Source organism: Alteromonas sp. V450 (assembly GCF_001885075.1).
Classification (GTDB): Bacteria; Pseudomonadota; Gammaproteobacteria; order Enterobacterales; family Alteromonadaceae; genus Alteromonas.
Map to the genome: position 1 here is coordinate 4,363,267 of NZ_MODU01000004.1, position 26,237 is coordinate 4,389,503.

Sequence of the window (26,237 nt, forward strand, 5' to 3'; positions counted from 1 at the left end):
CATCATGTCATCGCCATTTATTCATTTACGTGTTCACAGCGACTTTTCGATGATGGACGGCCTGAATAAGGTAAAGCCTATTCTAGGTAAAGTGGCCGCGCTCGGCATGCCTGCCGTGGCGATCACCGACCAAATGAATATGTGTGGCTTGGTAAAGTTTTATTCAGAGGCACATAACTTAGGTATTAAGCCCATTATCGGCACCGACTTTTGGGTTACCAATGACGTTTTTGGGGATGAACCTTTCAGACTAACCCTTATTGCAATGAACAATGAGGGATATAAGAACATTACAATTCTTATCTCCAAGGCCTACCTTCGTGGACACTTGGCACACCGTGCTGTTATCGATCAAGAGTGGTTGGCAGAGCACAGTGAAGGCGTGATTGTTTTATCGGGTGCACAGCATGGTGATGTTGGTGTGGGTTTAATGAAAAACAACGCCAAAATTCTCGACAGTGCCCTTGAGTTTTATCAAACTCATTTTCCCGACCGCTTTTATTTAGAACTGATTAGAACCGGTAGACAAGGTGAGGAAGATTACTTGCACCTTGCCGTGGAGCTTGCTGAGCAGCGCGGCTTACCCGTGGTTGCCACCAATGAAGTGTGCTTTATTGACCGTGAAGGCTTTGATGCTCACGAAATTCGTGTATGTATTCACGATGGCTACACGCTTGATGATAACCGCCGCCCTAAACGCTACAGCGACCAGCAATATCTGCGCACTGCAGAGGAAATGGTTGAGTTATTTAGCGATATTCCTGAAGCCATAGAAAATACGGTTGAAATTGCTAAGCGCTGTAATGTTACCGTACGGTTAAACGAGTACTTCTTACCGCAATTTCCAACCGGCGGCATGACCACCGAAGACTTCTTGGTTAAAGTGTCTGAAGAGGGGTTGGAAGAACGTCTAGAATTTCTATTTCCCGATGAAGAAGTGCGCAAAGCCAAACGTCCAGAGTACGATGACCGACTTCGCATTGAGCTTGAAGTTATCAACCAAATGGGTTTCCCAGGCTACTTCCTTATCGTTATGGAGTTTATCCAGTGGAGCAAGGATAACGGAATTCCGGTAGGGCCAGGGCGGGGCTCTGGTGCGGGTTCACTGGTGGCTTATGCCCTAAAAATTACCGACCTAGACCCGCTTGAATTCGACTTGCTATTCGAACGTTTCTTGAACCCAGAGCGTGTATCCATGCCCGACTTCGACGTCGACTTCTGTATGGATAGACGAGACGAGGTAATCGATCACGTTGCTGAGCTTTACGGGCGTCAGGCGGTATCGCAGATCATTACGTTTGGTACTATGGCGGCAAAAGCGGTAGTGCGCGACGTAGGCCGCGTACTTGGTCACCCTTACGGCTTTGTAGACAGGATCTCAAAGCTTATTCCACCCGATCCAGGCATGACGCTTGAAAAGGCGTTTAAAGCCGAGCCACAGCTACCAGAAGTGTATGAAAGCGATGAGGAAGTGAAAGACCTTATCGATATGGCGCGAATACTTGAAGGGGTTACCCGAAATGCCGGTAAGCACGCCGGTGGTGTTGTTATTGCGCCAACCACTATCACAGATTTCTCGCCGTTGTATTGTGATGACGAAGGTAAAAACCCCGTAACCCAGTTCGACAAAAACGACGTTGAAACGGCGGGCTTGGTAAAATTCGACTTCTTAGGTCTTCGTACGCTGACTATTATTCAGTGGGCAATAGATATGATCAAAGAAGGGAAGAACGTTGATGTCGATATCAGCGCTATTCCGCTTGAAGATCCTAAGAGTTTCAGAACCCTTCAAAACGCCGAGACAACTGCGGTATTCCAGCTGGAATCTCGCGGTATGAAAGAGCTAATTAAGCGCCTTAAACCTGACTGCTTCGAAGATATTATCGCACTGGTGGCCCTGTTCCGTCCGGGCCCGCTGCAATCAGGCATGGTAGATAACTTTATTGACCGTAAGCACGGACGTGAAGAAATTTCCTACCCCGATGCAGAATATCAGCACGAGTGCTTGAAAGAAATTCTAGAGCCTACCTATGGCATTATCTTGTATCAGGAACAGGTAATGCAGATAGCCCAGGAAATGGCGGGCTACTCGCTAGGCGGCGCTGACTTGCTTCGTCGTGCTATGGGTAAGAAAAAGCCTGAAGAGATGGCCAAGCAGCGCGGCACGTTCGCCGAGGGTGCGAAGGGCAATAATATTGACCCAGACCTTGCGATGAAAATCTTCGACTTGGTAGAAAAGTTCGCGGGTTACGGGTTCAACAAATCTCACTCTGCCGCTTACGCCTTGGTGTCTTACCAAACCCTGTGGCTAAAAGTACATTATCCTGCGGAATTCATGGCTGCGGTAATGTCGGCGGATATGGATAACACCGACAAAATTGTGACGCTTGTCGATGAATGTGAGCGCATGGGTATTGAGATACTGCCGCCAGATTTAAACGCAGGTAAATACAAGTTTACCGTCGATAGCGAAGGTCGCATTGTTTACGGTATCGGTGCGATTAAAGGGGTGGGGGAAGGCCCAATTGAGGCGATTATAGAAGCGCGGGAGACCCAAGGGGCATTTAAAGATCTTTTTGATTTCTGCGCCAAGATAGACATTAAACGCGTAAACAAACGAGTGCTAGAAAAGCTAGTGTTAGCGGGGGCAATGGATAACTTAGGTCCACATCGCGCAAGCCTTATGGCGAGTTTACCCGAGGCTCTTGCCGCCGCTGGGCAGCACGCAAAAGCCGAGTCTTTTGGTCAATCTGATATGTTCGGATTACTGACTACCGAGCCAGAAGACGTGAAGCAAGCGTTTGCTGACGTCCCTGAATGGCCTGAGAAAGTATGGCTAGAAGGTGAAAAAGATACCCTTGGTTTGTACTTAACCGGTCACCCCATCAATCAGTACGCGGAAGAACTGCGTTACTACACCGACGGACGGCTAGTTGATTTAAAACCAACCAACAAAGATCAAATGGCCAGTGCAGTAGGATTGGTACTTGGCGTACGCGTAATGACGAACAAACGCGGACGTCGCTGGGCTATAGTGACACTGGATGACAAGAGTGCCAGAATAGATGTACGCTTCTTTCCTGATATGTATGAACAGTTCGAAAGTGTATTAGAAACTGACAGAATTTTGCTTATAAAGGGACAGGTCAGCTTTGATGATTTCTCTGGGGGCAATACAATCACCGCCCGTGATGTAATGGACATTGTTCAAGCACGAGAGAAAAACGCGAGAGCGCTGGCACTAAATATTGATACCCAGCTGCTTGAACCGAAGAAAATGAGTCAGATGCAATCTATCCTGCAGGCATTTAACGGTGGAAGTTGTCCAGTTCAGTTAGCGGTAACCCATCCAGACGCGGAAGTAACCTTGGCGTGTGGTGCAAGGTGGTACGTTACTCCTGAAGACCAACTTTTACACGATCTCAAACAATGTTTGGGAGACAAAGCCGTTTCAATTCTCTACCATTAAGGGTAAGAGTTCGATAGATTGGACATCTCGCGTTTGTATAGACGAGCGTAGTACGAATAGGACATGAAATGAGTATACAGTTTTTGGACTTTGAACAGCCAATAGCCGAACTAGAAGCAAAAATTGAAGAGCTTAGATTGGTAAATCAAGGTGGCGAGTTTGACGTTGGTATTGAAGAAGAAATCAATAAGCTTCGCGGTAAAAGCGCAGAGCTGACCAAAAAGATCTTTTCTGATCTTGGCGCATGGCAAGTTTCACAACTTGCACGTCACCCAATGCGTCCATATACGTTAGATTATATTCCTCGTATTTTTACAGAGTTCGACGAGCTTGCTGGCGACCGCGCGTTTGCTGACGATAAAGCGATTGTTGGTGGACCAGCAATGCTAGATGATCAGCCTGTGATGATTATTGGTCATCAAAAAGGGCGTGATACCAACGAAAAGATTAAGCGTAACTTCGGTATGCCTAAACCTGAAGGCTACCGTAAAGCCTTGCGTCTTATGAAGATGGCTGAGCGCTTTAACATGCCTATCATCACGTTTATCGATACGCCAGGGGCATACCCAGGTGTGGGTGCGGAAGAACGTGGCCAAAGTGAAGCCATCGCGAAAAACCTATTCGAGATGGCTGAGCTTACTGTTCCTATCGTATGTACCGTAATCGGTGAAGGTGGTTCAGGTGGCGCATTAGCCATCGGTGTTGGCGATCGCGTAAATATGCTTCAATATTCTACCTACTCGGTGATTTCACCAGAAGGTTGTGCGTCTATTTTGTGGAAAAGTGCAGAGAAAGCGCCACTCGCTGCAGAAGCTATGGGTGTAAGTGCGCCACAAATTAAAGAGCTAGGCCTGATTAACAGTATTGTTGAAGAACCTCTAGGTGGTGCACATCGCGATCACAATGGCATGGCGGCTAATTTGAAGGCCGTGATTAAGCAGCAGCTTAACCAGCTTAAAGAACTAGATAAGACTAAATTGATGGAAGAGCGTTACCAGCGTTTAATGTCGTTCGGTTATTGCTAATGTCATTTAAGAAAACTAGCATGTAAGGTACATTGGCTACGACTAGTAGTGTTCTATCAGCTTAGACGCTTGAGTAAAAATCTGGCGAACGGTGGCTCAATACGTGTTGGTTCATGTAATGTCGTATACGAACATGGGGGTTGTTTACCAAAGGTAACCAACCCCTTTGTCTTATTAAAAAGTGTGTTATTAGAAAGTGTGTTTTTAAAAAGCTAGAGCTTAGCCAAATACAAAGCTAAACCTCAGTAAAACATAACGTTGAAAGAATAAGGTATTACCGGTCTGTGACCCAGCTACAATCCCCCATTATCGAACATATCGTTAACCGCATTGCGACATCACTCACTAATGTAAAGCTACCACGTCAAACGCCACTCGTCGTAGCCTATAGCGGCGGTGTGGATTCTACGGTGCTACTTCAAGCCGTAATTGCGTACAGGGAGCAGTTTGATAGCCCAATTCATGCAGTACATGTACACCACGGTTTAAGTGATAATGCTGACGACTGGGCCCGTCATTGTGAACTGCAGTGCAGACTTGAAGATGTTGAATTTCATCAGTATCGCGTAGCCGTTGATACCGGTAACAGAAAGAGCCTGGAAGCTGAAGCGCGCAAAGTTCGATACAACGCACTTTTAGAAGTGTGTGATCAAATAGACGGTGTGTTGCTTTTGGGGCAGCACGCAGAAGATCAGCTTGAAACCGTATTGCTTCAGCTAAAACGCGGTGCTGGTCCGCAAGGCTTGGCGGGTATGGGTGAAGTGCAGTATCGCGGCGATAGATTAATAATGCGTCCTATGTTAGCACTAGAGAAAGCCGAGATTTTGGCTTATGCCGAAGAGGAAATGCTGCAGTGGGTTGAGGATGAATCTAACCAGCAAAACAGCTTTGACAGGAATTTTTTAAGGAACGAGATCATACCTCATTTGCTTGAGCGGTGGCCTAAGTTAACCAAGACAGTGGGGCGCAGCGCAGAGCTTTGTGCTGAGCAAAGCGCACTGGTCAGCGACTCTGCGCAGCAATATTTTGAAGAATGTAAACACTCAGATTTTAGGCTAGACGGGCAAAAGCTCGCTGCATTGTCGTTACCTTGGCAGGCCATGGTCATTCGTACGTGGTTTAGGACACAACGTCAGCTGTCGCCGTCAAAAGCGCAGACAGACCAAGTGCTTGCAATGTTAAAAGCAAAGCACGATGCAACCCCTGAAGTTAATTTTAAGTGGGGCAGGGTAATTCGCTTTGACCACGACCTTCATTGGGTGGTGAATGCTACCCATGAGGTACCGCAAAATCTTGAACTGGCATTTGGACAAGATACATATTTACCTTGGTTGCAGGGGCAAGTGAAGGTAATGAAATCTGCTCAGAAAAATGACGATACAGTATTGTTACGAACCAATACGCGTAACCTACGAGTGAAACCAGAAAACGCGAGCGTGTCCAAGCTACTGAAAGAATGGTTCAAAGTATGGCGTGTACCGCGATGGGAGCGAGACGGTGTGCCGGTTATATTTATTAACGAGCAACCTGTAGCACTTATTGTTTTAGGACGTTGTGAGTATTTACAGCCAATGTCTCAAGGTATTGAGGTCGTGTTCCAACCTTGTTAGCGGCAGTATTTTGCCGCCTTACAAAAATGCTGGTATTAAGCTGCGTGATAGCTATTTTTACCTGAACTTTTAACGCGGTAAAGTGCGCTATCAGCTCTGTCAAACAAGCTTCCTGTTGTATCACCTTCGCGAAATATTGCGCCGCCTAAACTACAGGAAACCCCCAGCCCACGTAGGTAACCAGAACTATTGACACTGTGTTGAATGCGTTGCGCTGCACATGCCAATTGTTGTTGAGTTTGACAGTCAAGGAGGCAACAGAATTCGTCACCGCCATAGCGAAACGGCTCATCTTCATCACGCAATACATTTACAAGGTGAGACGCAACGTGCACCAGCACTTTATCGCCCTCTCTGTGCCCATAATTGTCGTTTACATATTTAAAGTTATCTAAATCAATGACGAGTAAAGCAAAAGGGTCATTATGTCTTTGCGCCCATCCAAGCTGTCTTATCATGGATTGTTCAAAGCCAGCTCTGTTTCCTAGACTGGTGAGTACGTCTTTAGTTGCCATCTGTTGCAGGCGCAGCATCGACAATGCGTGTTGGACTTGTTTTCCAAATAAATCATGTAGTTGAAAGAGCGTTTCTCGTTGCGATAATGACAAGGGTGAACTAATGTAATAGTACGCGTGCGCCTGTTCACCTGTTGTTGATGAGGCGCCTTTAAGAGGTAAGTCGACAAGTGTAGATGATATTTTAGCGTTGCCGTAAACCCAGCGTGAGTCGAAATCTGATAAGCTAAAACCAACAACAGGTAAAAGGGTGTTTAGCTGCTGATAGTAAACGGTACCGAGCTCTTGGAGATCAAGTGTAGAGAGCAACTGAGTTATGAATCCTGACAATTCCCCAAGTGACAAATGACTATCAGTGCTATTGGTAGCATAAAATGTATTGTGTTGCGTTGTGTTGTCGATTAGTGACGTTGAAAAGTCCACGGCATTACCCCTCTACAAAATTCGGTATGCAAAGAAACTAGCGTCAAAGCCCTGACGTTGTTGCGGTAAACCTTGATAACTAAGGCATTTGCGGTCTACCACAGCGGCAAAACTTGCCGGATCTGCATGTTACGAGTGAAGTTTGCAAGGTAGATGCCAAACTATATTTTGACGCACATGATTCTTAAAATGATAGATTTGACTGAGCGTTATCTATATTGAGAAAACAGTGTCAGAGGTTTTTGTGGAGGTTTCTTGGTAATGAGCTTTTTAAATATTATTTTGCTAATGTTTATATCAGTCTGTGCAGTGGCTGTATTTAAAAGAGTTCATTTACCCCCTATTCTTGCTTACCTCTTTGCAGGAGTTATTGCTGGCCCTCAACTTATTTCTCTTTTTGCTCATCCAGAAGAAATGCACTTACTCGCTGAAATTGGCATCGTTTTTCTATTGTTTTCTTTAGGCCTTGAGTTCTCACTCCCGAAACTACTTGCTATGCGGTCTTTGGTATTTGGTGTTGGCGTTGGACAAATGCTGATAACAACGGCTGTTTTTACCGCTATTCCTTATTTAATGGGCATAACCATCAGTGCTTCTATTATCATCGGTGGCACGCTGGCTTTAAGTTCCACCGCAATTGTTATTAAACAAGCCACGGAAATGGGAATTTTGAACAACAGACGGACGCAGTTAGCGATTAGCATATTGCTTTTTCAAGACTTAGCCGTGGTGCCATTTTTAATAGCAATTCCTCTGTTAGCGGCTTCGACAGACGTGAGTATCGCTACTGCACTCATAGAAGCCTTACTAAAAGGCGTTTTTGTTATTGCATTTTTAATGTCGGTTGGAAAGTGGGTGCTTCCTTGGGTGTTCAGAGAAGTAGCCCGAACCCGCACCGACGAGTTATTTGTGCTGACCACTATCCTTATTGCTCTTCTTGCTGGAGGTCTTACTTTCTACTTTGGTTTGTCGATGGCTTTAGGGGCTTTTTTAGCGGGAATGATGCTGGGAGAAAGCCAGTATAAGTACCAATTAGAAGCCGACATCCGTCCATTTCGCGACATTCTAATGGGGTTGTTTTTTGTTACGGTTGGTATGCAGCTTGAATTGAGTGTGCTGTGGGACAATTTCTTTGGAATTATCTTTGGCGTATTGCTATTGATGGTCCTCAAAATTATTTTGGTGAGGGTTGCATCAGCATTTGTTAACACTGATGCAATTGATGCGTGGTCAGCAGGCGTGAAACTGTGCCAGATAGGCGAGTTTAGCTTCGTTATAGCGGCACTAGCAACCACTCACGGCGTGCTCACTACAGAACAGTCTTCGATGATTGTTTGTATGGGGGTTATCAGTATGGCTTTAACGCCTTGGTTGATGGAAAACAGCGTTATTATTGCTAAGCGTATTGTGAAAAATGATATTTCCTTTGAGGAAGACTTTTCAGCGACTAATAATGAGAAACTCACTAATCATGTGGTTATATGCGGTTTTGGGCGAGTAGGGCAGTCTGTCGCAAGAATGTTGAAAATGGAAGGGATCCATTTTGTCGCTATCGATATGGATCCTGTACGCGTTCAAGAAAGCCGAAACGCAGGTGAACCCGTCATTTTTGGTGACGCGAGTCAAAAAGACATTTTATTAAGTGCAAATATCAAGACTGCCAGATTGGTTTTAGTGACGTTCGATCAAGTAGATAAGGCGAAACAAGTGATAACGCAGACTCGCTCAATCATGCCGACAACAGATGTTATGGTAAGAACAAAGCGCGATTATCAACTAGAAAGCCTATACAGCGCAGGGGCGAATCAAGTTGTGCCTGAATTACAAGAAGGAAGCTTAATGTTGGTATCACAGGTACTACATTATGCAGGCGTGCCAATGTCTAGAATTTTGAAGCGAGTGCGTGCAGAAAGAAAAGGGCGGTATGACCACATGCACGGTTTCTATCCAGGAGAAACAACTGAAATTAGTTATGGCACTGAAGATAAATTGGAATTTATACATGCTGTAGTGCTTTCACAGCGGGCATCGTGTATAGGAAAGGCGATCAAGGACATAGATTTTGAAAAGATGCGTGTTTCCATCAAGGGCTTGCGCAGAGACGGAAATGAGGTGAAAGATCCCGACAGCGAGGCAGTTCTTCAGGCTCACGACGTTTTGGTAATTGCAGGAAAACCACGGCGAGTAGAGCGAGCAGAGCGTAAATTATTAGAGGGGAGCTAGCACGCACTTTAATAAAGTGCGCAAGCTGGGATGTACTTAATGACCTAAGCTACACGGTCGCTTTCTAAATCAGCAAATTGCTTTTTTAAGTCGTAGCGCTCGTCTGTTACTATTTTCTCAAGTACGGAAACACGCTCTTTGAGCTCTGCAATTTCAGCTTTATAGGCGTCGGTTTCTTTGTTGCTAAATTTCTTTCTACTTTTGTCTTTTGCACTTTCGACAATGGTAACTAAGGCCCAAGCACAAATGGCTACTATTGCAATCGCGGTCATGTTCACGGTGGTATCCCTCACTAATGGCTTTAAAACAGTGTAGGTGAAAATTTGGTCTGTTGCCTAATTCACCCAGTATTTTGTCAAATACGTATTGCTAATAATTACTGCATCGCTTCTGGTACTATAGTGGTTATCTAACGTGTTTTTAGTAAAAAATGCAACCAGCTAAGTCCTTCGCACCAGCAGTGTTATAATGAGAGATTGCAAGTAGGTTGCCAAGTGACAAAAGTAACTATTTATTAATGAGTTAGTCTTTATTTCTTGGTAAATATAAAAATATTTTTAACTATTTTCACCAAGTAAAATGGTAAATTTGACGAATGAGTGATCAAAATAACGACCTTCCCACATCTCTTTTTGACTTCGAGGTTGAACAAACGCAAGAAAAAGAGAGAATTCAACACACGTCAATTGACATTCAAATAGCGCAAAGTGCAGAAATGGAAAATGACGCGATGTGGATGAAGCATGCCTTAACACTTGCTGATAAAGCGGAGTCAATGGGCGAAGTCCCTGTTGGTGCTTGCGTGGTATTGAACGATGAATTAATTGGCGAAGGTTTCAATACCCCAATAACAGATAGTGATCCTTCCGCCCATGCAGAGCTGCGAGCGGTAAAAGAAGCGGCGTCTTATATTCAAAACTACCGGCTTTTGGATGCGACGCTGTACGTTACTTTAGAGCCGTGCTCTATGTGTGCAGGCATGTTGGTACATGCAAGAGTAAAGCGTGTTGTGTTTGGGGCAAAAGATGCGAAGACAGGCGCGGCGGGCTCGGTAATGAATTTGTTACAGCATCCAGCACTTAATCATCAGGTGGAGATTACACCTGGCATACTTAGAGATGAATGTGCTGCGAAGCTTTCCAATTTTTTCAAGAAGCGTAGAAAAGAAATTAAAGCAGCAAAAAAAGCGAAGGCAGCGATGGCCAAATAGTAAAGCAGACGATTTACACTGAGTTAATTCGCGCCTCGGGTGAGTTGAGTAAACAGATCACTCGTTACGAACAGTTTGCGTCTTTGAAGTACTTTTTGGTGACAGCGCTTAAGCATTAACCTGCGTCTATTGTTGTTTTTCAATTTGATACCTTTCTTCATAAATCTGTTTTTTTTCATCTGTCGTCTTTCTCTACGCTTTTGTAAGTGCGTCGCTGGGTTATGTAAATATCCGCTACTCAGCTTTTATCAGTAGTTTAGTTAATGTAGATGACATCGAAATGACAATTTTCAATAGAAAGTATTAAAAGATAATAAGTGCTGGTTATATTTTTCCTTGCTCATCTAACCACATGAGGCTGTCGTAATACCGACGAATATTTTCAACGTACTGAAGTGCCTCATCGCCTCGAGCATAGCCGTAGCGTGTTGTACGGTAGTACTTTTTTTGCTTGAGTTGAGGCAGTCGCCTTTTAACATCTACCCAGAGGTCTGGGTTGCTCCCTTGTCGCTCTGTGAGCACCCTTGCGTCTTCTAAATGCCCCATACCAATATTATAAGCCGCCATAGCCATCCATGTTCTGTCAGGTTCACTTATTCGTGCTGGTATCCGACTAAGTAAACTTGCAAAATAGCGGGAGCCACCACGAATGCTTTGTTCGGGATCAGTTCTATCGTTCACGTCCCAGTCACTTGCTGTATCCAAAGTAAGCATCATCATACCTCTAACACCAGTATGAGAGACGGCATCGGGCTCCCAGTGGCTTTCCTGATAACTCATTGCTGCAAGCAACCGCCAATCAAGGTCGCCTGCATACTTTTCAAATAGATTTTTGAACTGGGGTAAATCGGTTTCAGCTGCGTAGTTAAATGCACGACTATCCACATAATCAAATTGACGAATATGGCCAAAATATTTTTCCTCGAGCACAGTAAACCAACCTGATTCGTGCACGGTGCCGAAATACTCTATTAACGCCGCCTTAATTGAGTCATCTTGTGTGAGCGGCATAGCCCATGCCATCGGCATTCTCTCGTCTAATGTGAGTGCAACTGCAAGGTTTGGGTAACGACGACGCTGTAAAGCAAGTCGATTGCTGTCGGCAACGGTATAGGTAATATTGCTGTTAGCAACTTGTTGAAGGAGCTCCTCTGAATCAGAATCTTCAGTTGTGATCAAATTTGATGTTGGCCCGCTTGAAGTTGCGTAATCTTTATCGAGTAACTGGGAAAGCATGTACTCTTGGCTACTTCCTGCAACAGCGATAATAGGTGCATCGAGTGCGCTTATATCGTCAGGTTTTTTCGCTCCAGCTTGAAATACTAATTGTTGCTTTACGTACTGATAAGCGGGGCCGTATGCAAAACGTTCTTCCAATGAAGGCGTAACGGCATCTCCTGTTGCAACGATATCTAAATTCCCTTCTTCGAGTTGTTCAAGCATGACTTCGTAGCTGTAAAAAGGATAGAGGTCTAGCGTAACGCCTAAATAATCAGCGAAGCCAGCAAGTAATTCATACTCGAACCCTTGTGGGCCGTTTGCGCCGTTATAATATGTACCGGCCCCATATACCGTGCCTACTCGAATTGTTTCTCGTTCCAATAATGAAGAAAGGGCAGTCGGAACTGAAGGAACACCACAGCTCATTACGGCAATGGATAATATGATTATTAATTGTAGTTTTAATCGTTTTTTATAGACGTTTGACGGCATAGACCTATACTTATTGTGATTAAACCGTTTAAGTTTAAAAAAAAGTTCATGTAAGCGCGTTATGAGGTTACTTACTGCGCATAATTACTCTATAATCCGCGCCGAAATACTCATCAATCCAAGAGACAACGCGTCGCATTGGTGGTCGTTGTTTCTAACAAACCAGGTAAATCAATATGTTGGTCCTTCGAGGCGCTCCTGCACTATCAGAGTTTAACCAAACTAAACTGATTGCAAAGCTGGGTCAATCCGGCGTTAGGGTTAAAAACCTATATAGCGAATATGTTCACCTAGTCGATTCCACAGGTGACTTGTCTAAGCAGCAAATAGAGATACTCGAGAAGCTGCTCACTTATGGCCCCGCGAGGCAAGCACAAACCCCTTCTGGAACCTTCTTCCTCATTACTCCTCGCCCCGGCACTATCTCTCCCTGGTCTTCTAAAGCCACCGACATCGCTCACAACTGTAGTTTAAAAAGTATTAATCGAATAGAGCGTGGTTGTGCGTTTTATATAGAAACAGAAAACGCTGTGAGTGAAGATGATTTTGCGCTTATTGCTAGCTTCTTACACGACAGAATGACCGAATCAGTGTTCACCAATACTGATGAAGCTGCGGTGCTGTTTTCACACACCGAAGCTAATACGTTTACCAGCGTAGATGTATTAGGCGAAGGCAAAGACGCGCTAGTTAATGCAAATGTGTCGTTAGGCCTGGCATTAGCTGATGATGAGATTGACTACCTGTTTGATAGCTTTACAAAGTTAGGCAGAAACCCGACTGACGTTGAACTTTATATGTTTGCACAAGCAAACTCTGAACACTGTCGCCATAAAATTTTTAACGCTAGCTGGACCATTGACGGCGAGGATCAAGAAAAGTCGCTGTTTAAAATGATCAAAAATACTTACGAGTTGTTACCTGATCACGTGTATTCAGCCTACAAAGACAACGCAGCGGTAATGGAAGGGTGGCAAGCAGGTCGTTTCTTCCCGAACCCTCAGTCACACCAATACGAATACCATCATGAAAATATTGATATTTTGATGAAGGTAGAAACCCATAACCACCCAACGGCAATTTCACCTTTCCCAGGTGCGGCAACAGGCTCTGGTGGTGAAATCCGTGATGAAGGTGCCACAGGTCGTGGTTCAAAACCTAAAGCGGGTTTGGTTGGTTTTACCGTATCTAACTTACGTATTCCTGGTGCCGAACAGCCGTGGGAATTCGAATACGGCAAGCCACAGCGTATTGTAAGCGCCCTTGATATCATGCTTGAGGGCCCACTAGGTGGGGCTGCGTTTAATAACGAATTCGGTCGTCCTGCGCTACTGGGTTATTTCCGTACTTTTGAGCAAGAAGTTAATAGCTTCAACGGTGTTGAAGTACGCGGCTATCACAAACCTATTATGCTAGCTGGTGGTTTAGGTAATATTCGTCGCGAGCATATCGAAAAAGGCGAAATCACGGTAGGCGCTAAGCTTATTGTACTTGGCGGCCCAGCAATGAACATAGGTCTTGGCGGCGGTGCAGCGTCATCAATGGCATCTGGTCAATCAAACGAAGATTTAGACTTTGCTTCAGTACAGCGTGATAACCCTGAAATGGAGCGTCGCTGTCAGGAAGTGATTGATGCATGTTGGCAGTTAGGGGATAACAACCCTATCCAGTTTATTCACGATGTGGGCGCAGGTGGTCTTTCAAATGCACTGCCTGAGCTGGTTAATGACGGTGGACGTGGCGGCAACTTTGAGCTTAGAAAAGTATTGTCTGATGAGCCAGGTATGACACCTTTAGAGCTATGGTGTAACGAATCCCAAGAACGCTATGTTTTATCTGTCGCGCCTGAAAATATGCCAGTGTTCGAAGCAATTTGTGCCCGCGAACGTGCGCCATTTGCTGTGGTTGGTGAAGCCACTGCCGAGCAGCACCTCAACCTGAACGACAGCCAGTTTGACAACAAACCTATCGATATGCCTCTTGATGTACTTTTAGGCAAGCCGCCTAAAATGCACCGTGACGTAAGCTCGACCAAGGTAAGCTCGCCAGCACTAGATGAGGCAAGCATTACATTAAGTGATGCAGCAAATCGCATTTTATCTTTGCCTACCGTGGCAGAGAAAACCTTCCTTATCACCATTGGCGACCGCTCGGTTACCGGCCTTGTAAGTCGCGACCAAATGGTAGGCCCATGGCAGGTGCCAGTGGCAGATGTGGCGGTTACTGCAACAGCGTTTGACACCTACCACGGTGAAGCGATGTCGATGGGTGAGCGTACGCCTGTTGCGTTACTATCGCACGGCGCGTCTGCACGTCTTGCTGTGGGTGAAGCGTTAACCAATATTGCCGCAGCAAACATCGGCGATATTAAGCGCATTAAACTGTCTGCAAACTGGATGGCAGCAGCCGGACACCCCGGTGAAGATGCAGGTCTATATGAAGCGGTTAAAGCCGTGGGTGAGGAGCTTTGCCCAGAGCTAGGCCTAACCATTCCTGTGGGCAAAGACTCTATGTCGATGAAAACGGCATGGAATGAAAACGGTGAAGATAAAGCGGTGACTTCTCCGCTCTCACTCGTTATTTCAGCGTTTGGTGCAGTAAAAGATATTCGCAAAACCCTAACGCCTCAGCTGCGTACAGACAAAGGCGCAAGCCGCTTGTTGCTGCTAGATTTAGGCGAAGGTAAAAATCGCTTGGGCGCGAGCTGCTTGGCACAAGTCTATACACAGCTTGGCGATAGCCCAGCAGATGTGGTTTCTGCTACCCGCCTTAAAGGCTTCTTTGACGCTATGCAGACGTTAATCGAAAAAGGCTTGGTGTGTGCTTATCACGACCGTTCAGACGGTGGTTTGTTTACTACTGTGGCAGAAATGGCCTTTGCCGGTAAAACAGGCGTAAGCATTAACCTTGATAGCCTTAAAGGCAACGATATTGCCGTATTGTTCAATGAAGAACTCGGTGGCGTAATCCAAGTGCTTGAAAGCGATATGGATGCCGTTAACGCAGTACTGACTGAATTCGGTTTAACTGAATTGACGCACGATATTGGTACGCTTAATAGCACTGACATGATTGAGTTTAATCGCGGTGGCGTTGCCGTACTTGCAGATAGCCGCGTATCTATGCGTACAACGTGGGCACAAACCACGTATGAAATGCAAAAGCTTCGCGATAACCCTGAATGTGCTGAACAAGAACACGCGGCGAAGCAAGATGCTGCGGACCCGGGTTTGCATGCAGCGTTGTCTTACGATGTTAACGAAGACGTTGCGGCGCCTTATATTGCCAAAGGCGTTAAGCCAAAAGTGGCGATATTAAGAGAGCAGGGCGTAAACTCGCATCTTGAAATGGCAGCGGCGTTTACTCGTGCTGGTTTCGACGCTATCGATGTTCACATGAGTGATGTGTTAGCGGGTCGCATTACCCTTGAACAGTTTGCGGGCCTTGCGGCTTGTGGCGGTTTTTCTTATGGCGACGTATTAGGTGCAGGTGAAGGTTGGGCGAAATCTATATTGTTCAACAGCATGGCTTGCGACCAGTTTGAAAGCTTCTTTAACCGGGACGACACGTTCAGCTTAGGTGTATGTAACGGCTGTCAGATGCTATCTAACCTTAAATCGCTGATCCCTGGTACTGAGCATTGGCCACATTTCGTGACCAACCAGTCGGCGCGATTTGAAGCTCGTGTTGCTATGGTCGAAGTGGTGGAGTCTAAGTCTGTGCTGCTTGATGGCATGGCAGGTTCGCGTATGCCTATTGCTGTGTCGCACGGTGAAGGTCAGGCTGAATTTGCTAATGACAACGCGCTGTCACAAGTTGGCGCGCAGGTGGCGATGCGTTACGTAGACAACTATGGCAAGCCAACCATGCAATACCCTGCTAACCCGAACGGTTCACCGCAAGGGATCACGGGCCTGACATCACTAGACGGGCGAAGCACTATCATGATGCCGCACCCGGAACGTGTATTTAGAGCCGTTGCAAACTCGTGGCGTCCAGACGATTGGCAAGAAGACGGCGCATGGATGCGTATCTTTAGAAACGCACGTAAGTTTGTTGGTTAACAAAACACGCTTATTTTGACTAAAACAGGGGGAAACCCCTGTTTTAGTCATTAGAAAAATACTGTTTAATAAATACACATACTATAAAAAGGCGTCAAAGCTTTGGCAAAGTGTCAAAAATCTGATTTTTGCCCTTGTCATCAGTTTGTCACTGATCTATTGTAGTGCAAGCAAGGGATGCGAATAGGTTACAGGAGTTGAGTTAGGGCTGTACCAGAGAATGGCATTTGCCACCTGGTTATTAATAATAAGAGACGACCAATGAATCGTTCTTCAAAAGGGTTTGGCTTAACCGGAGTAGCTGTAGCTGTAGTGCTGATGTTCGTAACTGCTGTTTTTAGCACATCTGCGAAGTCTGCCGAAGCTCCAACAACGCTAAGTGTGCTGTCTTCAGTTAAGTAGTCTGAAAGAAAAATTCTAACGCCCGTATTAAGTTGCTTAATACGGGCGTTAATCATTAATACCCCAAAAAAAACGCTCAATAATTTGTTTACGCAATAGCTAAATGAATTCACTCGTATATGAATAAACCGCCTCTACTTTAGCCTTTCTTGTTTTTTTCTCTGTTTATTAGTTTTTGCTGAGGGTGCTTTTTCAATAACACATACGTGGCACCAAATCCGCCATGCATAGGTTGCGCTGTATGATAGGCAATGACTTCGTCGAGTTCTTGTAGCCAATGGTTCACATAGCTTTTCTTTAGTGCAGGAAAGGGTTTACTTTTTTCACCTGTGCCGTGTTTAATCAAAAGTGCACGAACGCCTCGCTCGTGGCTAGATTTTACGGTGCTATATACCAGGTCGCGGCTTTGTTCTAACGTTTTTCCAGCCAGAGTTATATTGGTTTCTAGTGGATATTTACCTAGACGAAGTTTTTTAAACACGCCGTCTTGGATACCGGGCTGCTGAAAATGAATGAAATCATCAGGCGGTACGGGCTTGACACCATCCATACTGAGTGGATTAGCAAGTTTTTCGCGAATACTTAATTTTGTAGCTGCTCGTTTTTGCTTTTCGGCCAGGGCTTTCTCGGGATCATGTAAAATAGCCTTGTCGTCGTCGCCAATTGGCTTTACGTCCTGCATCTCTGCAAAAAAAGAGTCAATATCATCGTTGTTCTGTTGGCTCATTTTACTCCCCACATGTTTTTTACTTCGCATATAGCCTTTGCACATTGGCGCTTTGCTCAACTACACCGCCTATACCAATATGTTGTGCAGTGTATTAAATAGATTTACACAATATGTGGGGATAAGTTTTGAAATTTCATTACTTAATACCAGTTTGTATAGCTAATTAGCCCCTTTTTTAAAGGGCGAGTTCAAAGCGTTCGTACGCTTTGTTGTGCCTCCTTGCTATAGAACCACTGTATCTGAAGAAACGTGACGCAATTACGATCATTTTAAGTATAGCTGAGTAAGCAACAAACTGTGCCGGCTGGTTTAATAGATGGCGCCGGGCTCAGCAAGATCCTCTAGCGCGTCGAGTTCTTCTTGAGTTAATAGAAATTCATCACGCGGTGGTGTGTCGCTGTCATCTTCTGCATCAGCTTGGGGGGGCAAAGGTAACGTCATAATACTCTCCAATTTTGAAAAGTATTACGCATTTTGACAGAACCGCAAATGACTTATGGGAGTGGCGCGATAACTTTTTAATTTGCGACGTAAAGTGTTGTTTACCTCCACAATTTTTCACGTGTAGTCATTGGCGTCCCCAGCTGGAATCGAACCAACATCTAAGCCTTAGGAGGGCCTTGTTTTATCCATTAAACTATGGGGACTTGCTGGCGCTTCTTTATTATACTCAGAACAATAAATTTCGAAACCCCTGATTTATCAATGAGGTGCAGTAGCATATGCCAAAAGCCAAGAGCGGACCATGACCGGTATTACTGACAGGAACACGTAGCACAGTATGAAAGTGCAGCAGGCACAAAAAAACCTGTTGAACTTTCCAACAGGTTTTTTTGTTCTTAGGCCATATTAAATGTCTGTTAAAGGTGGTTTATCAATTGCCGTTTTTAGTACCTCAGACTCTGTCGACGATGCTGCACCTATTTCGTTGCTACCAGCTTCAACTGAACTTGAATTAAGCTCGGCTGTACCAGAAGGTAACGAATTATCCGAAGAAACCTGGACGGCGCCGGCGTTCAACGATGGCAAAACCAGTGTTTCGGGAGAAAAGTCCAATTCCACGCTATCCATTGTGACACCAGTATCGATAGGTATGGTGAGGTTATCTCCTTCTTCCGGTAGCGCAATTGTATCGTTGTCTCCACCACTCATCGATAACGCTACCTGAGCGTCAGCGATAGCAAAATCGATAATTTCAGCCTCACCGCTCGACGATGCGTTGCCAGACACCTCAGTGACGCCTTCACCGGTCGACGTTATTGTTATAGTGAAATCGGCTTGTTCGATGGTTCCATCTGAGTACGCTAGGCGGTAACTAAACGTTTCAGTCAACGTGCCGTTGAACACCTCGGTATTGCTATCAGGCGTATAAGTGTAATTGCCATTTTCATCTATCTGCAGCGTTCCATGCTGGCCCACTAGCAACGTAGAGGTGGTAATTGCCTGGAAGTCAACGCCATTAGTAGAAACTGACAGGGTATACGTATTGTCAATAATTACATCGTTTTGCAATAAACTTCCGGTAGCCGCTTGTACGCTCGCCACTTCGAATTCCGTGAGTTTTGTGGTTGTGAAATCGAAGTTCAGCGATAGATTACCGCCTGTACTCAGGCCGGTAGAGCCATCTAATACAATACGATACAGTCCTGCTGTTAACCCATTGATTGCAACTTGTGCATCACCATCAAGGTCAAGAAGGCTTAATAGGTCAGTATCTTGAAGGGTCCCCACTGGCTCCCACACACCACCATTATCTTTTTCAAGTGTTAGCTCCAAGCGCGCCCCAACAGAGACCAAGGAATTGGTATCGAGTGTCAGCACTACATCCTGAGTAGTATCACTGGCTACTTCAAATGTCTCGGTCTGCTCAGGTATTGTTGATGGTGACAACAATCCCCAAGAGTACGATATAACAGTTCCTAAGGTTCCTAGCTCTGTCACAAAGTCATAGGTGAGTTCAGCACTGGCCGTGTCACTTGAAATACCTTGCCCAGAAATACTGAAGTTCAACGAAGCAGTAGACGAATTACGACCGTCAGAAATCGTATAGGTGAAAGTGTCTGTCTCGCCTAGTCCGTCTCTGAACCCTTTGTCTACGTATATATAGCTTCCATCTTCAAATATTGTCAGGTCGCCATAGCTACCAGAAATGGTTACGCCGCTGGTGTCGCTGCCTAGCACAGTCACTGTTTCGCTAACTTCTCCACCAACAAGGTGTGTGATATGTGTAACAACACCTCCTTCAACAATACTGTCAATGCCATCACCGTTAATCGCACCATCGATTACATTTCCCGTTGTGGTCGTAGTGCCAACAAATGCGTACTCGGTGAGCGTGGTAGTGACTTCTGTCTGTTGCAATACCGTGAGTGTGTTACTCAACAATGCTCCAGCCAGAGCGCCAAGCACTGTGTCTAGCAAAGCGTCGAGGCCTAGCACAGAAAGGCCGTTACTTATTGTGCCGACGAGATCGCCGGCGCCAATCGAGTCTGTCACAGAAAGTGCGGTTTCTAATATTCCTCTTACTGTTGTTCCTAACAAAAGGCCAGGATCATTATTGAGCGCATTTTCAACAGCAGTGAGTACCGCATCTTGGTTATCTGGACCAAGCACAACACCGCCATCGCCTAACTCAGTAAGTGATACCGAACCGTCGCTGTTTTGGTCAAATAATGACTCAAGAACGCTCTCGTCGTAGCGCACTACCACCGCATAGTCACCTGCAAGGAGCCCCGCGAATTTAACATGTAGGGTATCGTTACCTACAATGCCCAATACATTTAAACCCGCCACATCGCCCACAAGCGGGTCATCGGGCGCTTTTGCTGTCGCCACAATGTTTCCAGATGCGTCGACAATCTCCACGATATACGCATCTGCTACTGCTACAAGCGCCTTCTGACTCACTTCAACAACGACTTCACCAGAATATCCAACGCCTACGGTAAATGGCGTTGCAGCCGTTGGCGAGCCTGAAGACGGTGACCCGTCTAATAGGCCCAGCACTTCATGGTCGCTGTCACTCACCGACGCATTTACAATCGCGGTTTGTGCGCCTAGTTCTATATTATTGGTATCATCCTGCGCAACCACCGGTGGGAAACCACTTCCTGAAATAGTAATCGACAACGATGCTATATCGGATGTTTCACCATCTGAGAGGGTGTAGGTAAAGACTTCTGTCTGACCGACGGAATTGCGATCACCAAAAGCGGTGTAGGTGTAACTTCCATCTGCGGCTACTTCGAGTATGCCGTATTCACCTTGAATAGTGACGGTTCCGGAAGTAGGAATAGCCACGCTGTCACCTGATGCGTTGGTGACAACCGAAGCGCGGGCGCCATCAATAATGGTGTCGGTGCCCACTCCACCGTTGTCACCATCGATCAGGTTACCCGACGCAACTGTGTTACCCGTGTAGGTGTATTCGGTCACGGTTGTTGTTATGTCGGTGTCCTGTAAAAGCGTAACCGTATTGCTTAGTAGTATTTTCGCAATTTCGCTTAATATGTCGCCTAAAAGCGATGTTAGGCCAATTGCGTCTAATGGAGCGGTCAGCACATTGACTAACTCACCCACACCGATAACCGTGGTTTTGTCTAATAGTGACTCTAGCACGCCTCTAACTTGTGTACCTACAGCACCGACCGGTATACCTAATACCCCGCCATTAAGGGTGGTTTCTATTGTATTAAGTACAACGTCTTGATTATTTGGACCAAGTACAACCCCTGCGTCGCCTAGTTCGGTGAGTGTAATATCGCCATTACCATCACCATCTAGAAGCTCTTCAAGTTTGTTTTCGTCATTTCTAACAACAACCTTGTAATTACCTGCAGACACGCCCGACAAGGAAATCGAAATAGACTGGTCGCCAGTCACATTAAATATATCTAACCCGCCCACATCAGCAAGCTCTGAATTTGCGCTAACACCCTTGTAGATCAGTTGCCCATTATCATCATAAACTTCAACAGAATATGCGTCTGCAACCGCTACAAGAGAAATCTGATCAACGTCGATTTGTACTTCACCGACGTGGTCCGGTGAAATAGTAAATGTTGCGCTTGCGTCAGCGCCGTCCGTTGAATCTAGTAAGCCAATGACTTCCACATTGCTGGTGGTTTGTGGAGCATTCGCAGTGACGACGGGGTCCCCCATATCGATAGCATTGGCATCGTTTACGGCATCAAGCGCTTGAACTACAACGTTCTGACTGGTTGTACTTGCAGTGTTGCCTGCTGCGTCGGTGACCGTTGCAACTACCGCATAGGTACCGGCTGCAAGAGATGTTGCTGACAAATCTAATCGCCAATTTCCGCTGCCATCAATGGTCAATTCAGGCGACGAGCCCTCGGTATAAACGGTGCCATCAACGGTCACGGTGAGTGAAGTGTCATCGCCAAGGTCCACAGTACCATTGAAAATTAGGGTAGTATCACTCGTTACAAAATCACCATCTATACCTGAATCGTTAGAAATGCTGTCGAACGTGACGGTTTGGCCATTGTTATTTTCATCTATGGTCGTATCAATAACCACCGTGCCGCTGGCATTACCTACATTATTTTCATCATCTGTGGCTGTAACAGAAACACTAAAACTACCTTCCGATAATGCTGCTATTACATCGTCAGCCAGTGTCCACGTACCGTCGCTATTATTGGTGGCGGTGTAGCTTATGTTGTTAATAGTCACCACCACGGTGGCCGTGGGGTCATCTACATTACCAGTGAGTTCTGGCGTAGTGTCTCTCGTGATTAAATCATCAACACTAACAACAGGCGCTACTGCATCAACCGTATCAGATGCTGGAGGACTTGTATTGCCAGCGGCATCTGTACAAGTAGCGGTAACTTCGGTGCCATCTGCCAGTGCCGGGTTGGGCGTAAAACTCCAATTACCTGAAGCATCACAATTCACTGTTACATCAGGTGTACCGTCACCATCTAGGTCAATATTGACAACCGTATTAGGTTCCGCGGTACCAGAAATTTCTGTGCCGTTGCCTGCATCAATAGTTGGCGCCGCCGGCACAGTGGTATCGATAACGACGGTTCCGTTTGCGGTACTACTATTGTTAGCAGTATCGGTAGCGGTAACGGTGACACTGTAGCTGTCTTCCGGCAATGCCGCCACGGTGTTGTCGGCTAGTGTCCACGTGCCGTCACCATTATTTGTGGCAGGATAGTCTACACCGTTAATGGTCACCACTACGGTGGCCGTGGGGTCGTCCACATTACCAGTTAGCGCTGGCGTGGTATCGCTTGTGACCACATCGTCAACGTGCCGTTGCCGGCATCAATAGTGGGCGCGGCAGGAGCGGTGGTGTCGATGATCACGGTACCATTTGCGGTACTACTATTCCCTTCAAGATCGGTGGCCGTTACTATGCTGCTGTAGCTGTCTTCCGCCAATGCATCCACGGTATCATCGGCCAATGTCCACGTACCGTCGCCATTATTGGTGGCGGTATAGTCTTGACCATCGATAGTCACCACCACGGTGGCAGTAGGGTCGTCTACATTACCGGTTAACGCAGGCGTGGTATCGCTTGTAACCACATCGTTAATAGAAACCACAGGGGCAACAGCATCAACCGTATCAGATGCTGGGGCGCTGGTATTGCCTGCAGCATAGGGGTGCCGTCGCCATCAATATCAACGTTAACCACTGCATTGGCCTCAGCGGTACCAGTAATCTCTGAACCATTGCCTGCATCAATTGTCGGTGCAGCAGGGGCGGTGGTGTCGATGATTACGGTGCCATTTGCGGTACTGCTATTCCCTTCAAGATCGGTGGCTGTAACCGTAGCACTGTAGCTGTCTTCCGCCAATGCATCCACGGTATCATCAGCCAGTGTCCAGGTACCGTCGCCATTATTGGTGGCGTTATAGTCTTGACCATCAATAGTCACCACCACGGTGGCCGTGGGGTCGTCCACAGTACCGGTTAGCGCTGGCGTGGTATCGCTTGTGACCACATCGTCAATGCTAACAAGTGGTGCAGCAGCATTAACGGTGTCAGATACTGGAGCGCTGGTATTGCCTGCAGCATCAGTGGCGGTTGCCGTTACCTCAGTGCCGTCGGCCAGCGGCGTATCTGGCGTTACGCTCCAGTTACCTACATCGTCTGCGGTGGTGGTGAGATCTGGTATGCCGTCACCATCAATATCAACCTCGACCACGGCATTGGCCTCAGCGGTGCCGGTGATCACGGTGCCGTTGCCGGCATCAATGGTGGGCGCGGCAGGGGCGGTCTGATGACAAGTGGTGCAGCAGCATTAACGGTGTCAGATACCGGGGCGCTGGTATTGCCTGCGGCATCAGTGGCAGTTGCCGTTACTTCAGTGCCGTCGGCCAGCGGCGTATCTGGTGTTACGCTCCAGTTACCATCGCCATCTGCGGTGGTGGTTAAATCTGGGGTACCGTCGCCGTCAACGTCGACCTCGATAACAGCATTGGCTTCAGCCGTACCGGTAATTTCTGTACCATTGCCGGCATCAATAGACGGTGCGGCAGGGGCAGTGGTGTCGATGATTACAGTACCATTCGCGGTACTGCTATTCCCTTCAAGATCGGTGGCCGTCACCGTAGCGCTGTAGCTGTCTTCCGCCAATGCATCCACGGTATCATCAGCCAGTGTCCAGGTACCGTCGCCATTATTGGTGGCGTTATAGTCTTGACCATCAATAGTCACCACCACGGTGGCCGTGGGGTCGTCCACATTACCGGTTAGCGCCGGCGTGGTATCGCTGGTAACGACATCGTTAATAGAAACCACTGGGGCAACCGCATCAACCGTATCAGATGTCTTCCGGCAATGCATCCACGGTATCATCAGCCAGTGTCCACGTGCCGTCGCCATTATTGGTGGCGGTATAGTCTTGACCGTTGATAGTCACCACCACGGTTGCCGTGGGGTCGTCTACATTACCGGTTAGCGCCGGCGTGCTATCGCTGGTAACGACATCGTCAATAGAAACCACTGGGGCAACCGCATCAACCGTATCAGATACTGGGGCACTGGTGTTGCCTGCAGCATCAGTGGCGGTCGCCGTTACCACTGTACCGTCGGCCAGCGGCGTATCTGGTGTTACGCTCCAGTTACCGGAGCGCTGGTGTTGCCTGCGGCATCAGTGGCGGTCGCCGTCACTTCAGTGCCGTCGGCCAGCGGTGTATCTGGTGTTACGCTCCAGTTACCCACATCGTCTGCGGTGGTGGTTAAATCTGGGGTGCCGTCACCATCGACATCAACGTCGACCACGGCATTGGCTTCAGCGGTGCCGGTGATCACGGTGCCGTTGCCGGCATCAATGGTGGGCGCAGCAGGGGCGGTCTGATCAATAACAACGGTACCGGTATTACTTGCACTGTTGCCATCGGTGTCTGTGGCCGTCACCGTTGCGCTGTAGCTATCTTCCGGCAATGCTGCCACGGTATCATCAGCCAGTGTCCAGGTGCCGTCACCATTATTGGTGGCGTTATAGTCTTGACCATCAATAGTCACCACCACGGTGGCCGTGGGGTCGTCCACATTACCGGTTAGCGCCGGCGTAGTATCGCTTGTGACCACATCGTCAATGCTAACAAGTGGTGCAGCAGCATTAACGGTGTCAGATACTGGAGCGCTGGTATTGCCTGCAGCATCAGTGGCGGTTGCCGTTACCTCTGTACCATTGGCCAGCGGCGTATCTGGCGTTACGCTCCAGTTACCATCGCCATCTGCGGTGGTGGTTAAATCTGGGGTACCATCGCCGTCAACATCGACCTCGATAACAGCATTGGCTTCAGCGGTACCGGTGATTACGGTGCCATTGCCGGCATCAATGGTGGGCGCAGCAGGGGCGGTCTGATCAATAACAACGGTACCGGTATTACTTGCACTGTTGCCATCGGTGTCTGTCGCTGTCACCGTAGCGCTGTAGCTGTCTTCCGCCAATGCAGCCACGGTGTTGTCGGCCAGTGTCCAAGTACCGTCGCCATTATTGGTGGCAGCATAGTCTTGACCGTTAATGGTCACCACCACGGTGGCAGTAGGGTCGTCCACATTACCGGTTAGCGCCGGCGTAGTATCGCATCACCATCTGCGGTGGTGGTTAAATCTGGCGTACCGTCACCATCAACATCAACGTCAACCACGGCATTGGCCTCAGCGGTACCGGTAATCTCTGTACCATTACCGGCATCAATGGTGGGTGCGGCAGGGGCAGTGGTGTCGATGGTTACGGTGCCATTCGCGGTACTGCTATTCCCTTCAAGATCGGTGGCCGTCACCGTAGCGCTGTAGCTGTCTTCCGCTAACGTGTCCACAGTATCATCAGCCAATGTCCACGTACCGTCGCCATTATTGGTGGCGGTATTGCCAATGCATCCACGGTGTTGTCGGCCAGTGTCCAGGTACCGTCGCCATTATTGGTGGCGGGATAGTCTACACCGTTAATGGTCACCACCACGGTTGCCGTGGGGTCGTCCACATTACCGGTTAGCGCTGGCGTGGTATCGCTTGTGACCACATCGTCAATGCTAACAAGTGGTGCAGCAGCATTAACGGTGTCAGATACTGGAGCGCTGGTATTGCCTGCAGCATCAGTGGCGGTTGCCGTTACCTCAGTGCCGTCGGCCAGCGGCGTATCTGGCGTTACGCTCCAGTTACCATCGCCATCTGCGGTAGTGGTTAAATCAGGGATACCGTCGCCGTCAACATCGACCTCGATAACAGCATTGGCTTCTGCCGTACCGGTAATTTCTGTACCATTGCCGGCATCAATGGTGGGCGCGGCAGGGGCGGTCTGATCAATAACAACGGTACCAGTATTACTTGCACTGTTGCCATCGGTGTCTGTGGCCGTCA

General features: G+C 47.2%; 20 protein-coding genes and 1 tRNA gene. 7 read left to right on the plus strand and 14 right to left on the minus strand.

Annotated features, from left to right (window positions below; genetic code table 11):
• Window positions 1–4: 4 nt before the first annotated feature.
• The 3 genes from dnaE (at window position 5) to tilS (ending at window position 6,104) form a co-directional block, all read left to right on the plus strand.
• Window positions 5–3,469, plus strand: a complete 3,465-nt coding sequence (gene dnaE / locus BK026_RS19290; protein WP_071817388.1) for a DNA polymerase III subunit alpha — start codon at window positions 5–7, stop codon at window positions 3,467–3,469.
• A 68-nt stretch (window positions 3,470–3,537) separates the two neighbouring features.
• The gene (accA, locus tag BK026_RS19295) at window positions 3,538–4,494 is read left to right on the plus strand and encodes an acetyl-CoA carboxylase carboxyl transferase subunit alpha (RefSeq protein ID WP_014948567.1); all 957 of its coding nucleotides are present in this window, start codon (window positions 3,538–3,540) and stop codon (window positions 4,492–4,494) included.
• Between the two features lie 284 nt (window positions 4,495–4,778).
• Window positions 4,779–6,104 (plus strand): tRNA lysidine(34) synthetase TilS, encoded by a 1,326-nt coding sequence (tilS, locus tag BK026_RS19300; RefSeq protein ID WP_071817389.1) that lies wholly within the window; start codon window positions 4,779–4,781, stop codon window positions 6,102–6,104.
• A 35-nt stretch (window positions 6,105–6,139) separates the two neighbouring features.
• Here tilS and BK026_RS19305 read toward each other — a convergent pair whose 3' ends face one another.
• Window positions 6,140–7,042, minus strand: coding sequence for a GGDEF domain-containing protein (locus tag BK026_RS19305; RefSeq protein ID WP_071817390.1), 903 nt, complete (start codon window positions 7,040–7,042; stop codon window positions 6,140–6,142).
• Window positions 7,043–7,297: 255 nt separating this feature from the next.
• Here BK026_RS19305 and BK026_RS19310 point away from each other — a divergent pair, with 255 nt between their 5' ends.
• On the plus strand, window positions 7,298–9,265 hold the full coding sequence (locus BK026_RS19310) for a monovalent cation:proton antiporter family protein (protein WP_143142149.1): 1,968 nt from the start codon (window positions 7,298–7,300) through the stop codon (window positions 9,263–9,265).
• 44 nt (window positions 9,266–9,309) lie between these two features.
• On the opposite strand, the gene BK026_RS19315 is transcribed toward BK026_RS19310, so the two are convergent.
• On the minus strand, window positions 9,310–9,537 hold the full coding sequence (locus BK026_RS19315) for a hypothetical protein (RefSeq protein ID WP_083575135.1): 228 nt from the start codon (window positions 9,535–9,537) through the stop codon (window positions 9,310–9,312).
• Between the two features lie 323 nt (window positions 9,538–9,860).
• Here BK026_RS19315 and tadA point away from each other — a divergent pair, with 323 nt between their 5' ends.
• The gene (gene tadA / locus BK026_RS19320; protein WP_071817393.1) at window positions 9,861–10,475 is read left to right on the plus strand and encodes a tRNA adenosine(34) deaminase TadA; all 615 of its coding nucleotides are present in this window, start codon (window positions 9,861–9,863) and stop codon (window positions 10,473–10,475) included.
• A gap of 324 nt (window positions 10,476–10,799) precedes the next feature.
• Here the strand turns inward: tadA and mltF are convergent, their stop codons facing one another.
• On the minus strand, window positions 10,800–12,188 hold the full coding sequence (gene mltF / locus BK026_RS19325) for a membrane-bound lytic murein transglycosylase MltF (RefSeq protein WP_071817394.1): 1,389 nt from the start codon (window positions 12,186–12,188) through the stop codon (window positions 10,800–10,802).
• A gap of 176 nt (window positions 12,189–12,364) precedes the next feature.
• On the opposite strand from mltF, the gene purL reads away from it, so the two are divergent.
• Together purL and BK026_RS19730 are read left to right on the plus strand one after the other, a co-directional pair.
• Window positions 12,365–16,252: a phosphoribosylformylglycinamidine synthase gene (purL, locus tag BK026_RS19330; protein WP_071817395.1), complete on the plus strand. Its 3,888-nt coding sequence runs from the start codon at window positions 12,365–12,367 to the stop codon at window positions 16,250–16,252.
• A 261-nt stretch (window positions 16,253–16,513) separates the two neighbouring features.
• Entirely contained in the window at window positions 16,514–16,654 is a 141-nt protein-coding gene (locus BK026_RS19730; protein WP_012517588.1) for a hypothetical protein, read from the plus strand.
• Window positions 16,655–16,793: 139 nt separating this feature from the next.
• Here BK026_RS19730 and smrA read toward each other — a convergent pair whose 3' ends face one another.
• The 11 genes from smrA to BK026_RS19580 form a co-directional block, all read right to left on the minus strand.
• Window positions 16,794–17,381: a DNA endonuclease SmrA gene (gene smrA / locus BK026_RS19335; protein WP_071817794.1), complete on the minus strand. Its 588-nt coding sequence runs from the start codon at window positions 17,379–17,381 to the stop codon at window positions 16,794–16,796.
• 312 nt (window positions 17,382–17,693) lie between these two features.
• Complete coding sequence (locus BK026_RS19905; RefSeq protein WP_256253919.1) at window positions 17,694–17,825, minus strand: hypothetical protein; 132 nt, start codon at window positions 17,823–17,825, stop codon at window positions 17,694–17,696.
• Window positions 17,826–17,956: 131 nt separating this feature from the next.
• Window positions 17,957–18,031: transfer RNA gene (locus BK026_RS19340), tRNA-Arg, on the minus strand.
• A gap of 202 nt (window positions 18,032–18,233) precedes the next feature.
• The gene (locus BK026_RS19550) at window positions 18,234–22,661 is read right to left on the minus strand and encodes a BapA/Bap/LapF family large adhesin (protein WP_071817396.1); all 4,428 of its coding nucleotides are present in this window, start codon (window positions 22,659–22,661) and stop codon (window positions 18,234–18,236) included.
• Entirely contained in the window at window positions 22,631–22,948 is a 318-nt protein-coding gene (locus BK026_RS19555) for an Ig-like domain-containing protein (protein WP_071817397.1), read from the minus strand. Before BK026_RS19555 ends, BK026_RS19550 begins: the two co-directional genes overlap by 31 nt.
• Window positions 22,918–23,601: an Ig-like domain-containing protein gene (locus tag BK026_RS19560; RefSeq protein ID WP_071817398.1), complete on the minus strand. Its 684-nt coding sequence runs from the start codon at window positions 23,599–23,601 to the stop codon at window positions 22,918–22,920. The genes BK026_RS19555 and BK026_RS19560 overlap by 31 nt, the downstream gene beginning before the upstream one ends.
• Window positions 23,598–24,224, minus strand: coding sequence for an Ig-like domain-containing protein (locus BK026_RS19565; RefSeq protein ID WP_177247931.1), 627 nt, complete (start codon window positions 24,222–24,224; stop codon window positions 23,598–23,600). The genes BK026_RS19560 and BK026_RS19565 overlap by 4 nt, the downstream gene beginning before the upstream one ends.
• Window positions 24,190–24,450: an Ig-like domain-containing protein gene (locus BK026_RS19735; protein WP_071817400.1), complete on the minus strand. Its 261-nt coding sequence runs from the start codon at window positions 24,448–24,450 to the stop codon at window positions 24,190–24,192. The genes BK026_RS19565 and BK026_RS19735 overlap by 35 nt, the downstream gene beginning before the upstream one ends.
• 29 nt (window positions 24,451–24,479) lie before the next feature.
• Window positions 24,480–25,433 (minus strand): Ig-like domain-containing protein, encoded by a 954-nt coding sequence (locus BK026_RS19570; RefSeq protein WP_071817401.1) that lies wholly within the window; start codon window positions 25,431–25,433, stop codon window positions 24,480–24,482.
• An 8-nt stretch (window positions 25,434–25,441) separates the two neighbouring features.
• Window positions 25,442–25,711 (minus strand): hypothetical protein, encoded by a 270-nt coding sequence (locus BK026_RS19575; RefSeq protein ID WP_143142152.1) that lies wholly within the window; start codon window positions 25,709–25,711, stop codon window positions 25,442–25,444.
• The coding region (locus BK026_RS19580; protein WP_256253921.1) for an Ig-like domain-containing protein at window positions 25,684–26,237 on the minus strand (554 nt) is incomplete at its 5' end. The genes BK026_RS19575 and BK026_RS19580, both read right to left, overlap by 28 nt.

Excerpts from the sequence above, each read along its gene's own strand:
- purL (WP_071817395.1), top strand. The coding sequence starts at position 12,365 with ATGTTGGTCCTTCGAGGCGCTCCTGCACTATCAGAGTTTAACCAAACT.
- BK026_RS19730 (WP_012517588.1), top strand. The coding sequence starts at position 16,514 with ATGAATCGTTCTTCAAAAGGGTTTGGCTTAACCGGAGTAGCTGTAGCT.
- tadA (WP_071817393.1), top strand. The coding sequence starts at position 9,861 with ATGAGTGATCAAAATAACGACCTTCCCACATCTCTTTTTGACTTCGAG.
- dnaE (WP_071817388.1), top strand. The coding sequence starts at position 5 with ATGTCATCGCCATTTATTCATTTACGTGTTCACAGCGACTTTTCGATG.
- BK026_RS19315 (WP_083575135.1), bottom strand. The coding sequence starts at position 9,537 with ATGACCGCGATTGCAATAGTAGCCATTTGTGCTTGGGCCTTAGTTACC.
- BK026_RS19565 (WP_177247931.1), bottom strand. The coding sequence starts at position 24,224 with ATGATACCGTGGATGCATTGCCGGAAGACATCTGATACGGTTGATGCG.
- smrA (WP_071817794.1), bottom strand. The coding sequence starts at position 17,381 with ATGAGCCAACAGAACAACGATGATATTGACTCTTTTTTTGCAGAGATG.
- mltF (WP_071817394.1), bottom strand. The coding sequence starts at position 12,188 with ATGCCGTCAAACGTCTATAAAAAACGATTAAAACTACAATTAATAATC.
- accA (WP_014948567.1), top strand. The coding sequence starts at position 3,538 with ATGAGTATACAGTTTTTGGACTTTGAACAGCCAATAGCCGAACTAGAA.
- BK026_RS19905 (WP_256253919.1), bottom strand. The coding sequence starts at position 17,825 with ATGACGTTACCTTTGCCCCCCCAAGCTGATGCAGAAGATGACAGCGAC.